Raw genomic sequence first — 15,155 nt, 5'->3', positions numbered from 1 at the left:
TGGAGCTGGACAACTTGCCCGAAGGTGCAAAAACTTATACTTTCTTACCTTTTAAGAAAAGCGCAAGCGCCTTTGGTCACGAGCGTAGGGCAGTGCGCCACGTCCTGTGGCATGCCCGATATTAGGACGTCCTGTCCGTTCATCGCGCAGAGCGCCACGTGGTATGTCAACACCAAACTGGACAACTTTTTTAAGGACATAACTATCTAATATTTTCTAATTTAAATTTGGAGCTAGATTGGGGGATAGTACAAGCTGCTTGTCACTTTACTTGGAGCCTCTACGGGCATGACTTCTAGCCAGGAAGCCAGACATTAAGTTAGTCTGGCTTACCTAATCAGGCTATCATGCCCGCCTCTCCAATTAAAGTGCACGTCATTACACTTCCTGTTGATCATTCCCCAACTAGTTTCTGTTTGTATTCTTTAGGTGTTAAGTACCCTAAAGAGCCATGGATTCGGATGTTGTTAAACCAATTTACGTAATCAAATAGTGAAAGATCAAGATCTTGCTGATTGGAGAAAACTCTCCCATTAACGAATTCCGTTTTAATAGTTTTAAACGTTGCCTCCGCAACGGCATTGTCATAAGGTGTTCCTTTATTGCTTAGGGATCGCTCAATACCAAACGCTTTTAACGCTTTGTCTATCAGTTGATTTTTAAATTCACTACCTCGGTCCGTGTGGAATAATTCGAGGCGATTTAGATTGTACTTCACGGACGAAAAGGCACGTTGAACTAGCTCAGCACTCTTCTGGGGACCAGCACTGTAGCCAATGATTTCTCGATTATATAAGTCAATTAAAACACAAATATAATGCCATTTTTGATTTACTTGAACGTATGTTAAATCACTCACAATCACTTTTAATTCTTCATCCTGTTTGAATTCACGATTCAACTTATTACCAACTTCAGATTCATTTACTTTTGATTTTCTTGGCTTATATTGAGCCACTGTATACTTGGAAATGAGGCCTTGTTCTTTCATCACTCGCCCAATACGACGGCGTGAAACCTGCCATCCTTGTTTTTGGAGCTCTTGCTTAATTTTTCTTTGCCCGTAGATATTACGACTATCTCTAAAGATTTTAACAATTAAATTGGATAGATCTTCGTCCTGAGTATCTCGGATGGTTGCTTCATAATAATACGTACTTCGTGGTAGTTGTAGGACATCGCACATTGCTGATATCGAGTATTTATGACGATTATTACGGATCACATCTACTTTCGTCCCATTATCAGCGCTGCTTGCTTTAAAATATCATTCTCCATAGATAATCGTTGGTTTTCTTTTCGTAGGCGGATTAATTCTTCTTGTTCTGGCGTTCTATTGTCTTTCTCTTGGAAAGACCCACTTTCTTTATATTGCTTTACCCAATTCAAAAAAACAGAACGAGTCAAATCGTATTCTCTAATAATTTCACTTTGTGACTTACCTGCTAAGTGCAGTTGGACAAGTTGTTCTTTAAACTCTTCTGTAAACTTTCTTCTTTCTCTTCTGGCCATGTATAGTTCTTCTCCTCAATTTTATATTTAGTTAAGTTTACATGTCCTTAATCAAACTGTCCAACTAAGTGTAACCTATCCAACGTCCTGTGGCATGCCCGATATTAGGACGTCCTGTCCGTTGAGGAAACTGGAGTTCACGCTCGTCACTGGAGCTGGATGTCTTTTGTGGACAATAAAATTTTCCACATTCATTCCAACTTATAGTTTCCTAAACAACTAGAAAGCACGCTGTTACATACATATCACTCCTTTCAAATTGTCTCAATTATTTCTCGTGTGAAAATGTAGGAAAAAAAGGATGGGAAGTAGGCTTATTGATGCAAAAAGCGGCTAATGCTTCGGGAGTATTGTTTGAAGTTTCTCTGACTATATCTTATGTAGGAGTTTCAAATTAAAAGGGTTATAGAAGGTGAGAAGGCATGTCCAACTGAAGGGAATACGAAGTTTATACTATTATAATTTCACGAACAGACATTCTTGTCAATACTCAATAATTCGACATATTTCGAGTTTTCTGCTAGCAGATAGAAAGATAATGATTTTTAACTTCACCTCAAGTTAATAGACCATGATTCCTTTTTTCATTTGGTAAAATTGAATGGAGAAAAGAAGCCTCTCAATAGTTCTATGAACTCTTGAGAAGCTTTAAAAACATGTTAACATTCCATCCTCATCCACTTATATACCGAGTCTTCGAGGGAGACTTTACTCTATCTAGTCCTGGAAATTCCATACTCTTCACTTCAGAACCGCCACTTTCTTCTATTGGATTCGACGCCGATTAAGTACAAGCGATCCACCAATCATCAATAGGACAACCCCTACCATGAGTAGATTATATGACTGTGTTGCCGTGTCCGGTAACCGCACTCCTTCTTCGATGCTCTCCTCTTCATTCGTTTTATTTTCAAAAGCTCTCGGATGGAAGACACCGAACACACTGAAATGATTCGTCCAAGCGGTGATTTTTCCATCAGCATATTCTCCACCGATGAGTTCCCATTTCCCTTCATTTAAATAGTACAATTTCATCTCCTCAGGTGATAAATCTCCATCTTCTTCCACTGAAAAAATGAGCTGTATCTCATGATCAAACACATTCAAGTATTTATCTCCCTGAAGCAATATTAATTGATAGATTGAACTGGATGATAGATTTGAATCCACAATGACTTCAGGATCTTTGATTAGTCGTTCCATATGAATGACCAAGTCCTCGTTTTCATCAAAAATACTGGCCGGTATATTAAGTTCTATATCATCTTTAACTATACGAATGGTAGCCTGACGTTTTTTTAACACCTGTATTTGTTCTTTAGTTAAAGCCGCATCCAATATATGGTCAAAATGACCTGAAAGCTCAATCACTAAAATACCCTCATTGTCTAACACTTTTACATCTCTATCAGGAACTTTAACTCTCTTACCATCCGAAATAAGTGTACTGTACACAATTGGTAGAAGCTCTATTTTACCTTCCTCAACAATTCCAGGTCCAGAAATGAAAAACTCCAGTGGGAATTTAATGTTAGAACTATGCTCCGGATTATATGTTGTTGTAATGATAATATAGGATACATAAGCCTCGAGTTCAGCCTCAATCCCAGGACAACGTATTATGTATCGTCCACACATTGCACCCTCGGGGATTACTATATTTTGCGCGTCATAATCATCATTAAAACCGATAAAATTCGCTGCAGGGTTTTCTTTATCAAACTCTCCCTCATAAATAATCATTGCCGTATCCACATTTGCTTGACTATTTCCAAAATGGTAAGTACCAGAAATGGTTGGAGTAAATGTTTGACTGAAATATTTGTATTCATATGCTTCACCTTCATCACCTGGGCGTAACGTGAAATCATCTGGATTATCGATGTTGGCATTTGTTGAGTTTCTTAATCTGTCATTTCCCAGAATCATCGTTTTAATGTCCGCCTCATCATCGTCCAATGTAAATATGGTTGTCTCCCACGTTTCAAAAAGAGCCGTCACATGGAGGTTTCCCCTTACATCTTGATCAATTCGTGGATTCATTCTTGTCCCATCACTCCACTCCACAAACCGATATCCTTCATCAGGAATAGCTTTAACAGCCGTTCCGTCTTGACCACCACTCACTGTTTGTGATGTTTCCCCATCTATTGAACCGTTGTCGGCTGCTGTATATTTCAAAGTGAATGGTGCTTCACGCTCAATGGTGATTGTATATGTGTTCGTACTACCATTATGTGCGATCACTTTTACTGTAATGGTGTTTGTTCCATCATGTAAACCGACGGAAACTGCTCCTTCTCCACTGTCCACTTCTACACCATTCACTTCTACTATTGCATTTTCTTCAGCAACGGTCGGTGTCACTGTAATGGCTTCTACTTCGTATCCAAGTGTCAAATCATATTCCTCTACGCTCGCAGTAAAAGATGGAACCAACGTCCATAATCCACCATCTATTTCAAGATCGATCAAGTTAGCATTGTGAGACCTGAAAAATGGATATCCATCATTAACCGATGCATCCATAAACCAAACTGTTGTGAAATCCCACTCCTGAAATGTAGATTTATCTTTCATATCTTCCGTTGACCTTCCATACCCTTTTCCTTCGTCATCTTGACCATTTATGTCCTCATTATAATAACTTTTTGAAACTGTTCCATTGTTCATGCCTACTAAGCTACCTACGGAATGATTGTCACCATCAACTTCTCCCGTGGCATAACTTTCTTTTATTTCTGCACTATTAGAACCTACTAAACCACCTATTTTATTCCCCGTTCCTAAAACTTTTCCTGCGGCAAAGCTTTGGTTGATACTTCCTTGACTTGCTACATATCCAACCAAACCACCCACATCTTCATGTCCAATTACGTTCCCTTGTACAGAGCCATTAACGATCGATCCGTCTAGATAACCGACTAATCCTCCTATATATTGAAGGCCTTGAATCTCCACATTTTCTAAAGAAATATTAAGAATCTGTCCACCAGTACCGATACGTCCAAATAAGCCCGTATCATTTGTATTGGGTCTTTCAATCATTAAATTTGATATTGTAAACCCATTCCCATCGTATGTCCCCGTAAAGGAAACATTGGAATCTCCTATCGGGAGCCATCCATCATCTTGCCACTTCGCATACCCATCTCCGCCTCGACTCAAATACGTTGTAAGATCAATATTTCCCCTCTGCTCATAATGGGACTCTAAATCCTTTCGCACTAAATTAATATCTTCAGCCGTATAGACTAGGTAAGGATCCTCTGCTGTTCCTGAACCTTCAAGATTCATACCGCCCCCGTGAGCCATATTACTCGTAAATAAGACCTGAATTGGAAAAAAGGAAACGAATAATGCAACAATGACTACAATTGAAATATATTTTTTCATGTTACCCTCCTTTAATGTTAGGAATCTTTGAACACATCGGCAATAAACCTACTGACAATCACTCCCGCCGACCACCTTTTCAAACACAAAAACACTGCAATAGGAGAAAATAAATTACCTAACCTGTCGTGGCCTAAAATACTTTCCATAAAATTCACCTTTTAACATTTTTTTATTGATCACTGTGAAAAAAGGAATATAATTCTTAATACTTATCCCTTAATTAATGTTCATTAAGTAAAAGACAAAATAAAACAATTTTACTTCTTATTACTCTGAACCTTTTCACTTTCGAACCGCTCATGGTCAGTAAACTCTACTTACTTTCACTAGTTTTTAATCCCTCTCCAGAATTGATCCCAAATCACCTGAAAATGTTGTTTAAATGTTGCTTCCTCATAACGCTGCATTTGCCAGAACAGCCCGTCCATCACACAGATCATTAATGTCGCTAACTCATGGGGATCCCCTTGTTTGATCTCTCCATTTTCCATTCCCCTCTTGAAAATATCGCTAAGCAACTCTTGTTCCTGTTTTTCCACTTCTCTCAATTGGGCCTTCAAGTCTTCTTCCAAAAATCCTGGTGGAAAGAGCATTAATCGAACATAGATCTTCATTTGCATGGCTTCTTTTAACTGGAATTCAATGACCTGATTCAACATATCATCTAGCTGCTCTTTAGCTGAATTTTTTTGATGCCTTTGGTTAGTGCCACTAGTGATTTTCAGATGATCCCTTAAAATCCCTTTGTATATATGCAAGAAAACATCTTCCTTGCTTTTAAAAAAAGCATATACAGCAGGCGGTGTAACTCCTACTTCAGAAGCAATTAATTTTATCGTCATTCCTTCATAACCTTTTTCGGCAAATAAATGTGTTGCTGCCTCAATGATTTTGTTTTTGGTTGACACGTATTCACCCCCCTTACTTAATTAATGGTTATTAACCTCTATGCTAAATAAAAATAATCTGAGTATTCTATCATTTTACCAAATTGTTTCAAGATGCGCCAAAAAACTTCGAAACATAACAATAAATGACAATTTATCATAAAAAAAACCTCTCAAAAGTTGCTGTACTCATGAGAAGCTTCTAACTTTTTTTCAGCCTAATGTGAAGAAAAATTGAACCATCATGCCGCCATGAAGGTGAGAGTTCAATAAATCTCATATTGCCAATAAAAAATGAATGGGGTGGAATGATTTTTTTCTCTTCCGTCTTAATCTACCTATATTTTGCAGGGCTTTCTAAAGAAATAACTGCGTTATTATGTTCGTCAAAAGCTAGAAAATGAGTAGACGAGGGTTGGATTTGCTGAACAGTAAAACTCTATCTTGATATCTATAATATGTTTTTTTCAGATAGCACCAACTATTTTACCCTCTTTTCTCCCTATGATTTCTGTAAATTCCAGTTAAATGGATCAGGTAACATTCCCCAGTCTGTGTCGTACTCTTGTGAGGTTAATAAACAATTATCCAACTCCCTTGTAATTAAATTTGGCTCTAAATCGACACCTATAAATACAAGCTTTGTATGTCGATCACCAAATTCCACATCCCAGTCGTCTAAAAGGTGAGGGTTTTGTTTCAAAATTTGTTCCTGCTCTATCTTTGGCAGAGACGCTACCCAATAAGTAATCGGTTCGATAGTAACAGATGGTCCAGCTTGTGACATTAATAGCGCTAAATTATTTCTTGTTGCACACCAAACAATTCCCTTCGCTCTTACAACTTCCTTTGGCATAGAATGTATCCAATTATTAAAGCGTTCTGAATGAAACGGGAGCCGCCTTTGATACACAAAAGAGGAAATTCCATACTCGTCTGTTTCAGGAGTATGCTGCTGGTGTCCTTGTGAAAGTTCACGAATCCAGCCGGCAGATGAACTAGCTTCCTCAAAATTGAATAAATTCGTATGTAACACCTCTTTAGGGGAAATCTTTCCGTTTACAGAACGAATAATTTTTGCCTTTGGTTGTAAAGTTCTTAGGACCTTTTCTAGCTTCTCCAACTCTATTTCTGATACAAGATCACATTTATTTAACAGAAGAACGTCACAAAACTCAATTTGATCAATAAGTAAATCGGCAATTTCCCTCGTATCCTCTTCACCAAGAGCTTCCTTTCTGTCAAGCAAGCTATCCCCTGACCTAAAACCCTTCCAAAACCGGTTTGCATCGACCACTGTTACCATGGTATCTAATTGGCATAACTTCGTTAAATCAATGCCCAACTCTTCATCAATATAGGAAAAAGTTTGAGCCACTGGCGTTGGTTCACTTATACCTGTTGATTCTATTACGATATAATCAACGTTTCCAGCCTTCGCTAGCTTCTCTACCTCCATTAATAGATCCTCTCTCAAAGTACAACAGATACAACCATTAGACATTTCCACAAGCTTTTCTTCTGTTCTCGAAAGCTCCCCTCCTTGTTTTACTAACTCTGCATCAATGTTGATTTCACTCATGTCATTAACAATGACCGCTACTTTAAGACCTTCTCGATTTTTTAATATATGATTCAAGATTGTTGTTTTCCCTGCTCCTAAATAACCGCTCAAAACAGTAACTGGTATCTTCTTTGCCATTTTTCCATCTCCCCATTTCAGTTTTTCAAATCGTAATAATTACGATTCACTATTATTATACTACCTCCTACATTACTTCCTTGTCAAAAATATCCTAGGATTACTCCTCGCTTCCTTTACTTACTAAAGGATTTTCGTTATGATATTATTACGTTACAAAACGTAATTATTACGATTTACCTAATAGGAGGAGGCTAAATAAAAGAATGGCAAAAAAATCAATGGTAGCAAAGGAAAGAAAACGCCAAGCATTAGTTGCTAAATATGCTGATTTAAGAAGAGAATTAAAAGCTAAGGGAGATTTTGAAGCATTACATAAGCTTCCAAGGGACTCTAATCCTGCCCGTCTTACCAGAAGATGTGAAATGTCAGGGAGACCAAGAGGAGTTCTTCGTAAGTTTAAACTTTCTAGGATTGCATTTAGAGAATTAGCCCATAAAGGACAAATACCTGGTGTCAAAAAGTCCAGTTGGTAATGTTTAAACAAAGGCAAACTTATCGTTATAGAAGCCCATATTTTCGGGCTTCTCCTTTTAAGGGGTTTCATTATTTAGTTACCAAAAGGGGAGGTAACAATGACAAAGGAAAAACAAATTCCCACCACTTTAGTTAGTGGATTATCTGACAGACTAAAATTGTCTTTAATAAAGGAAATGAAATTACAAAGCCAATCTAAGGTTATTCTGTATCGAGACAATTCTATAACGTATGGAGATATTTCAAAAGAATGTTTTATTCCACAACATATGATTACAGAAGTAGTATATGATAATGAAGTATCTACTAAAAAGGACCTCCTCTCTCTACTACATGAATTAAATAATAAGGAAATCCATCAAATAATTATTGATTTAGACAAGTTTTCTACCATCCAATTATTATTTCCATATGATTCAAATCTGGAGGAGAATTCTTTCCTTTACAAACAACATATTCACATAATAGATGCCGTTCGTTTTTGGTTTCAATACTCTTCAAATGATTATATTATGAGTAAATCACATAACGGAGAAGAAGCAGATGAAACTTCAGTAGGAGAGCTTTTAACATCTCCATTAGAAATGGCTAACGTTATTCTCTTGGGAAACATTGATAAGATTAATCAAGAACGTTTGGATGAACTAAAATGGTTTTTAAGTAAACTTAATCCACTGGCTAAATTGATTACAATGACTAATTTCAAAAGTGCAAGTAGCCTTTTTGGGGAAGCTGATAAGGTAAGAAAGCATACCGCTCACGAACTCTACACTTATCAATTACAATTATTTGAAGAGAGCAAACCACTAATGGTTGTTGGAGAATATGGTATCGATAATTATATTTATCGAAGTACTTTTCCTATTTCAATAAAGCACATTGAAAATTTTTTAAAAGAACTTCCAGAGGGAACATTACGAACTAAAGCTATATGTCGCAGCCCATTAGAAAAACAGATTTATTATATTTCACAAATAGGGCCCTCAATCGAAGTATTTTCAGAAGAACATACTTATTTTGAACAATTGACTAGTGAATTTTTATCAGAGTTCCTATTTATCGGAAATCATTTAGATCCAGTCACCATTAAAAACCAATTGGATAATTGCTTATTGAAAGATGATAGTCTTCCTTCGGAGGAATTAATCTAAGTAGAATAAACATTTAAACAGTTAATAAAACCTGAAAAAAAGAGGCTCCTCATTGTTTATTAAACTAATGAGAAGCCTCTTTAAATATTTTCTGAGAATAACAAGAGTTTGCTAATATAACTTCACTAATAGGTTCTACCATTTTTCCGCTACATTTCGTTAGTTACATGTGCGCATAAAAATTAATTGCTGTTTTAGTATTAAATAAAAAGCTGTTCTAATACAATTCCTTATTGAGCTTTTAAATTTTCTTTTGTTTCTTTTGTTCCTAATTCATAAATACAATCTAGTAGGTCGTTTAATTCACTTTGAAGTTCTTCTTTATCTACAGCGGCTCGATACTCTTTAAAAGGACGAACTAAAATATGTTCTTGAAAAATATCTTTTTCTTTTAGCTCATTTATCATTGATTGCAGATTTTTCAATTCTTCTTTATCGGCTGTTATTTCGTATTGAATTGTTCTATCTGGTATTTCTTCCTCCATGATTTCCACTTTGCTTCCTGTTCTAAATGTGACAAAGTATGTTTGTTTGTCCATTTTTGTTCCTCCCTTCATCCTTGTATTTTAATACCCTAAAATAAATCAACATTAACTTTAGTTTTGTCCATTGGATTATTATCTCTCGCAAAATGGAGATATTTCAGCTATACGCAACTTTTACCATCAATTATAACTATAAAATGCTCCTCCATAACAAGAATCAAAAGAGACTTCTCAAAAGTTTTAATCAACTTATGAGAAGCCTCCATATTTTTTATGTTAGTATTTGGTTAGCAAATCGGTTGCAAACCCTTATATATCAAGGGTTCAAAACGGAACTTAGGCTAAACCCGAAACGTCCTGTTGCAACGCCTAAGCCACCACATCCTGTGGAAGTTACATCATGCCGCCCCTGAGGTGAGAGTGTGTAATATCTTACACGTTGTGTGCGAAAAGTGCGGTACAATAAGGATTTGTTAAATTCTGTCTGTAATATCTTTAACCGGAGTTTACCGTTTTTTACTGGATTGCGTTAGCAAAATGTTAGCATTTGCAGATAAAATGATGTAAAGATGTTTATCTTAAGATGACAACCCTACTATATATTTTTTAAGCTTTTTTATTTATTGTACTTAAATATAGGTTTAATGAATCTTCTACTTCGCGCGCGACTAACTTAATAAAGTCATCATATTCTTTTTGTGTATGTGCTTTATCTAATGCTTCATAATAAGCTATTCGATTTTCCACTTTAATAACAATTGGTGGAAAACCATCTTTCATGAGTTCTAAATTTAATAACAAACGCGATGTCCGGCCATTTCCATCAATAAATGGGTGAATTCCAACAAAAATAGCATGTAGCATAGCGCCACGAGTAACCGTATGCAACTTTTTGGTTTCTGCTTGTTCATACCATGCCATAAACTGCTCCATCTCCTCTTTTATAAGGAAGGGAGCTGGCGGTATGTGTCTAGCACCAGAAATAAATACTTGCTGGTCCCGATATACACCTGCATATTCATCATCAATGCCTTTTAGTACAAGCCGATGTAGATTTTTAATTTGCCACTCCGACAAAGGATCACCCTTTTGCACAATCTCCTCTACAAAGTGAATTGCATCCCGATGATTAAGAACTTCCAAGTGTTCACGTAACGTTTTGCCACCAACAGTTATTCCTTCTAGAACTACCTTCGTTTCGTTGATCGTTAACGTGTTACCTTCAATTGCATTTGTATTGTATGTCCATTCGAGTAATAACTTTTCACGTAAACTCTTTACTGTATATTTGGGTAATGGTCGATTGGCATCTAGCAGACCTTTTTTTTGATTAATTTGTTCGAACATTGGCTTCACCTCTCTCATTCAAACATATAAATTGAGAATACCATCGTTGCTCTGAATATACCTTCTAAACCAATTTTAATCAAAAATTTGCTTATTGGTATGTACTCTTTAAATTTGACCAATCTATTTACTTTACTCAGTTTCATTACTCTGAACTGAAGTCTTCTGAAAAACAGTGTTTATTGTAGTACCCCACTTACTTTATAGAGTGTGTACAAGGACAAACAGTGGAATTTTTCGGTAAATTGTTTACATCGCTTTAATTATTTCAAACTACTAGAATAACTGAATTTGTTGGCTTTTTTCTTTGTTTTCACCTAGACTATAACCAATATTTTTATATCCCTTTAATCGTTTTTCAAACATTTTCTGTAATACACCCACGTTCGAATCTACATAATCAAACACTTTTACTTCATTTTTATCACTACGAATACGGTGAAGCCGTCCTACATACTGTTGTAATGTTCCTTTCCAAGAGATTGGCATTGTTAGAAAGAGTGTATCTAATCTCGAATCATCAAACCCTTCTCCAACATATTTTCCTGTTGCAATTAACAATCTCTCTTCACTATCAGGTAATTTAATTAACCTCTCTAGCGCTTGTTGCCGTTCTTTCTTTTTCATAGCTCCTGAAAGGATAATAATATTTTTAGCAAATCCTTTGAAAAGCTCATATAGCTCATTTATATGGTCTAAACGTTCCGTTAACACTATAGGAGATCGTTTTTCATCTAGAGCTTGTAGAACATCATTAAAAATCATATCGTTTCGTTCTTTATTAGTAGATAACAAAGAATATATAGCTTGTATATCAGTTTCTTTCGTTTTCATTAAAGTTTCTCTTTTAACAAGAGTTTGTTTAAACGGTCGAATACTGGCTTGCTGTTTATTATTCGTTTTATATCTTATTGGTCCACATTGCATAAATATTATCGGGTGCAATCCATCTTTCCTAACTGGGGTTGCAGTTAAACCATACACTCTTTTTGCTCGGACGGCCTTTAATACCTTTTCAAAGCTGACGGCAGAAATGTGATGACATTCATCCACGATAATTTGCCCGTAATGATGTAACTCAGGTTTTATTAAACCATTACGATTAAGCGTCTGTATGGTAGATATATCTATGTTAAAGGTTGGCTTATTTTTTCCTCCACCAATTTGACCAATTTCTTTTATTGGGATATTTAAAAAAGTTGATAATCTTTCTTTCCATTGTTCAACTAATTGTGTTCGATGTACGATGATGAGTGTATTGGCTTTATTTCTACTAATTAATGCTGCAGCAGTCACAGTTTTTCCGAAACCAGTATCTGCTGCTAATACTCCATTATCATATTTAGCCATAGAAGTAACAGCATCCTCTTGTTGGATAGTAAGTTGACCCTGGAATGTTGCATCAATGGTCTCTCCTACAAATTGATTGTTTATTATTTTAAGAGATATTTTATAATTGGAAAAAATGTCTTCCACTTTTTCCAATAGACCTCTAGGTAATACGATAATATTGTCATTTATCTGTGAACAATCAATCATTCTAGGGATTCGATGAGTGGAAAAACGTTTTGCTTGTGCTTTGAAAAACTCTGGATTTCCAAATGTCGCAAGTTCTTGTAATTCATTAAGTATTGTACTGGGCAATAGATGCTTAGGAATTTCAATACCGTGATTTATCTCGATAGTAACTTCTTTTGGCCAGTTATTATTCTCAACTTTTTCTTTGACCTTACTATGTATTTCATCATTGGATAAGTTATTTACTATTTGTAGAATTGTTAATTCAGAAATCCTTTTTATTGAAGATAGATATTGCCATTGATTTTCATATTCCTCCAATGAATCATTGACAAAAACACTATTCCCTTTCATTTTTGCTTGTTTCTGTAATGGAAGAGCTATTAAATTCCCAAAACCACCTTTAGGTAATAAGTCTTGATTAGGAAACATTCTATCAAAAGAGTCCATGCCAACTTCAAAGCGTCTTTCACTTGTTTTGGTTAATAGAATCCTCCCAAGTTTTCTAGCTACCGAAGCACGTATTGACTTCTCAAAAAAGAACCAAATATGAGCACCTTCTCCTGAGCGGGAACGTTCAATGTGATATGGTAAACCTAATGTTTTACAGGTTCCTATAAATGCCTGCACATCCTCTTGCCATTGTTTTTTATCAAAGTCTACAGCTAGGAAATAACACGTACTATCTTCAAGTAACGGATATATTCCTACCGTTTTGATGCCTCTTAAATGTTCATAAATGACTTGGGGAGTTAAGCTAGGAAATAATCGATGAGAGCAATCCTGACATTTGATTTTCGGTTTACGACAAAGGTCCTTATCCCACTCGTTTTTACATGCAGGTGAATAACCAGATTTTCCTGTAGTACTCGATTCCCACCTTTGAGCATAAACATCAGTTCTCCCACGAAAAAGTTTCATAAACAATGAAATTGCAACTTTTTCTTTAGGAGTAAAATCAGTCTCAGTTTTCGTTAAATTAGAGTTAGATGTTGGACTACTAGATGCAGTAAGACCTTGGACTCTATAGAGATCCTTTTTTAATTGCAAATTTTCTATTTTTAGTCTATCAATCTCTTTTAAAGCTTGATTGAGTTGTTCTTGAATATCCATAAAGCTACTCCAATCATTGAATTCTTTAACTCTAGTTTAGCCAAGAATGAACTAATTTAACAGTATTGTACCTAATGAGCTCTTACCGTCTAATTTAAGAAACTTTTCTTTGTAAGTTCGTAAAAAGTTGTTTAAATGTATTATAACCATAAAGATACTCTACCTAATTCGACCGAATTGCTCAAGTTGAATTGCGCTATCTTAAATAGCAATCTTACAATGTTCTAGCTTGTTTAGAAATGCATATATAGTTAATTTTAGTAGCAAGCTTGTGTTTAAGGAGAGTGGTTGTTTTGAGCAAGAAAAAAAGGAAAAAGAGAGTTGTTCAAGAAACAGAAGACTTTGGTACTTGTGAATTATATTGCAAAGACTGCGATTATGTATTTGAGGTGGATTGGGAAACAATTTTTGCAGAACAAGAATGTACTCACGGATATGTAGGGTTTTACCTAAATGATGTACTTATTGAATGCCCCAAATGTCATAAGACTATTTCGGGTGAATCCGAGGGTGACGCCTTAGTTCCTGATACAAGGAAAACGAAACAAAATAAAACAATAATAGATGATGAATTACCTTTTTGATGTTCTACAGTAAATTGAGCAACATTACCATCATCAGTATTAGCCAATCTCAAAGTGGCTAAAAAATCATTTATAAATATCTCCGCTACTTCCAGCGGCAATAATGAAAATAATTAATTCTGTTTCTTTAACTTCATATACAATTCTGAAATCATTGACACGCAAACGAAAAAAGCACTGTCTACACCTTTGAATGAACTTATATCTAGAAATCCCTCTTTGATATGGATTTTCTGCTAAGGTGAGCAGTTGTAAACGTTAAACTAGAATCAACAGTTTTACACAAATAAGAGTAAACAGAATTCAACAAATAAGATTAAACAGTTTACCTTAATTAGTTCACTTTCTATATACTTTAATTAGTCTATAGGAGAGTGAGGAACAGGAAGTGGAAAGGTTGCTAATATACAAAGAAGTTCATAGGCTTCGCGGGGAAGGTTTTTCTAACAGTGCGATTGCCAAAAAGCTAAAGATTTCAAGGAATAGAGTTATTGAATACGGAAAAATGACTCCAGAAGAATTTTATCTATTTGCCATCTCCTTACAGAGTAGAAGTAAAAAGCTTGACCCTTTTCGGGAGGAAATCTTGGGGTGGATCAAAGAACATCCCGATCTATCAGGAGCTCAAGTATTTGACTGGTTGGAGGATAAGCTGAACGTCACCGCTGTCACTGAGGGAACCGTAAGGAATTATGTGAATGATATTCGAGAGGCTTACCATATTCCGAAAGTGTTATCTGAGAGGGAGTTTAGTGCAGTTCCTGATCTACCTATGGGGTTGCAGATACAAGTGGACTTCGGACAAATAAGACTCCCAACTACAGATGGGAAATACAAAAGACTTTACTTTATTGGATTCGTGCTAGCACATTCCAGATACAAATACGTAGAGTGGTTAGACCGGCCATTTAGATCAAATGATCTTATCCGAATGCACGAAAATGCCTTCCGCTTTTATGGAGGAATGTCCATTGAAATAG

The 15,155-nt window shown here is 35.8% G+C and carries 12 protein-coding genes; 4 read left to right on the top strand and 8 right to left on the bottom strand.

Annotated elements, in window-relative coordinates:
* Positions 1-394: 394 nt before the first annotated feature.
* The 4 genes from KS419_RS17130 to KS419_RS17115 all read right to left on the bottom strand — a co-directional run bounded on the left by KS419_RS17130 (position 395) and on the right by KS419_RS17115 (position 7,500).
* A protein-coding gene (locus KS419_RS17130; protein ID WP_217067613.1) for an IS3 family transposase occupies positions 395-1,512 on the bottom strand; the annotation gives its coding sequence in 2 pieces (ribosomal slippage) (positions 395-1,263 and positions 1,263-1,512; 1,119 coding nt in all).
* A 765-nt stretch (positions 1,513-2,277) separates the two neighbouring features.
* Entirely contained in the window at positions 2,278-4,908 is a 2,631-nt protein-coding gene (locus KS419_RS17125) for a cadherin-like beta sandwich domain-containing protein (RefSeq protein WP_217067612.1), read from the bottom strand.
* 329 nt (positions 4,909-5,237) lie between these two features.
* Positions 5,238-5,819 carry a TetR/AcrR family transcriptional regulator gene (locus KS419_RS17120; RefSeq protein ID WP_217067611.1) on the bottom strand — a complete coding sequence of 194 codons (582 nt, stop codon included), beginning with the start codon at positions 5,817-5,819 and terminating at the stop codon, positions 5,238-5,240.
* Between the two features lie 481 nt (positions 5,820-6,300).
* Positions 6,301-7,500 (bottom strand): GTP-binding protein, encoded by a 1,200-nt coding sequence (locus KS419_RS17115; protein ID WP_217067610.1) that lies wholly within the window; start codon positions 7,498-7,500, stop codon positions 6,301-6,303.
* A 206-nt stretch (positions 7,501-7,706) separates the two neighbouring features.
* On the opposite strand from KS419_RS17115, the gene rpsN reads away from it, so the two are divergent.
* The gene (rpsN, locus tag KS419_RS17110; protein ID WP_217067609.1) at positions 7,707-7,976 is read left to right on the top strand and encodes a 30S ribosomal protein S14; all 270 of its coding nucleotides are present in this window, start codon (positions 7,707-7,709) and stop codon (positions 7,974-7,976) included.
* A gap of 99 nt (positions 7,977-8,075) precedes the next feature.
* On the top strand, positions 8,076-9,128 hold the full coding sequence (locus KS419_RS17105; RefSeq protein WP_217067608.1) for a GTP-binding protein: 1,053 nt from the start codon (positions 8,076-8,078) through the stop codon (positions 9,126-9,128).
* Positions 9,129-9,358: 230 nt separating this feature from the next.
* Here KS419_RS17105 and KS419_RS17100 read toward each other — a convergent pair whose 3' ends face one another.
* From KS419_RS17100 to KS419_RS17090, 3 genes are all read right to left on the bottom strand, one after another.
* Complete coding sequence (locus tag KS419_RS17100) at positions 9,359-9,667, bottom strand: hypothetical protein (protein WP_217067607.1); 309 nt, start codon at positions 9,665-9,667, stop codon at positions 9,359-9,361.
* 552 nt (positions 9,668-10,219) lie between these two features.
* Positions 10,220-10,960 carry a Fic family protein gene (locus KS419_RS17095; RefSeq protein ID WP_217067606.1) on the bottom strand — a complete coding sequence of 247 codons (741 nt, stop codon included), beginning with the start codon at positions 10,958-10,960 and terminating at the stop codon, positions 10,220-10,222.
* 276 nt (positions 10,961-11,236) lie between these two features.
* On the bottom strand, positions 11,237-13,591 hold the full coding sequence (locus KS419_RS17090) for a TOTE conflict system archaeo-eukaryotic primase domain-containing protein (RefSeq protein WP_217067605.1): 2,355 nt from the start codon (positions 13,589-13,591) through the stop codon (positions 11,237-11,239).
* A gap of 293 nt (positions 13,592-13,884) precedes the next feature.
* On the opposite strand from KS419_RS17090, the gene KS419_RS17085 reads away from it, so the two are divergent.
* Positions 13,885-14,175 (top strand): hypothetical protein, encoded by a 291-nt coding sequence (locus KS419_RS17085; RefSeq protein ID WP_217067604.1) that lies wholly within the window; start codon positions 13,885-13,887, stop codon positions 14,173-14,175.
* 66 nt (positions 14,176-14,241) lie between these two features.
* Here the strand turns inward: KS419_RS17085 and KS419_RS25665 are convergent, their stop codons facing one another.
* Positions 14,242-14,424: a type II toxin-antitoxin system RelE family toxin gene (locus tag KS419_RS25665; protein ID WP_217067614.1), complete on the bottom strand. Its 183-nt coding sequence runs from the start codon at positions 14,422-14,424 to the stop codon at positions 14,242-14,244.
* A 148-nt stretch (positions 14,425-14,572) separates the two neighbouring features.
* Between KS419_RS25665 and KS419_RS17075 the strand changes: the two genes are divergently transcribed.
* Positions 14,573-15,155 (top strand): transposase (locus KS419_RS17075; RefSeq protein WP_484840035.1); only part of this gene is annotated, 583 nt, incomplete at its 3' end.

This window comes from Evansella tamaricis (genome assembly GCF_019042215.1).
GTDB classification, from domain to species: Bacteria; Bacillota; Bacilli; order Bacillales; family Salisediminibacteriaceae; genus Evansella; species Evansella tamaricis.
Note: the sequence above shows the minus strand (reverse complement) of the source record. Positions and strands in the feature narration are given on the sequence as shown.

Bases quoted from the DNA above. Each gene is read 5' to 3' on its own strand.
- KS419_RS17125 (WP_217067612.1), bottom strand. From the start codon at position 4,908: ATGAAAAAATATATTTCAATTGTAGTCATTGTTGCATTATTCGTTTCC.
- KS419_RS17115 (WP_217067610.1), bottom strand. From the start codon at position 7,500: ATGGCAAAGAAGATACCAGTTACTGTTTTGAGCGGTTATTTAGGAGCA.
- rpsN (WP_217067609.1), top strand. From the start codon at position 7,707: ATGGCAAAAAAATCAATGGTAGCAAAGGAAAGAAAACGCCAAGCATTA.
- KS419_RS17105 (WP_217067608.1), top strand. From the start codon at position 8,076: ATGACAAAGGAAAAACAAATTCCCACCACTTTAGTTAGTGGATTATCT.
- KS419_RS17100 (WP_217067607.1), bottom strand. From the start codon at position 9,667: ATGGACAAACAAACATACTTTGTCACATTTAGAACAGGAAGCAAAGTG.
- KS419_RS17095 (WP_217067606.1), bottom strand. From the start codon at position 10,960: ATGTTCGAACAAATTAATCAAAAAAAAGGTCTGCTAGATGCCAATCGA.
- KS419_RS17090 (WP_217067605.1), bottom strand. From the start codon at position 13,591: ATGGATATTCAAGAACAACTCAATCAAGCTTTAAAAGAGATTGATAGA.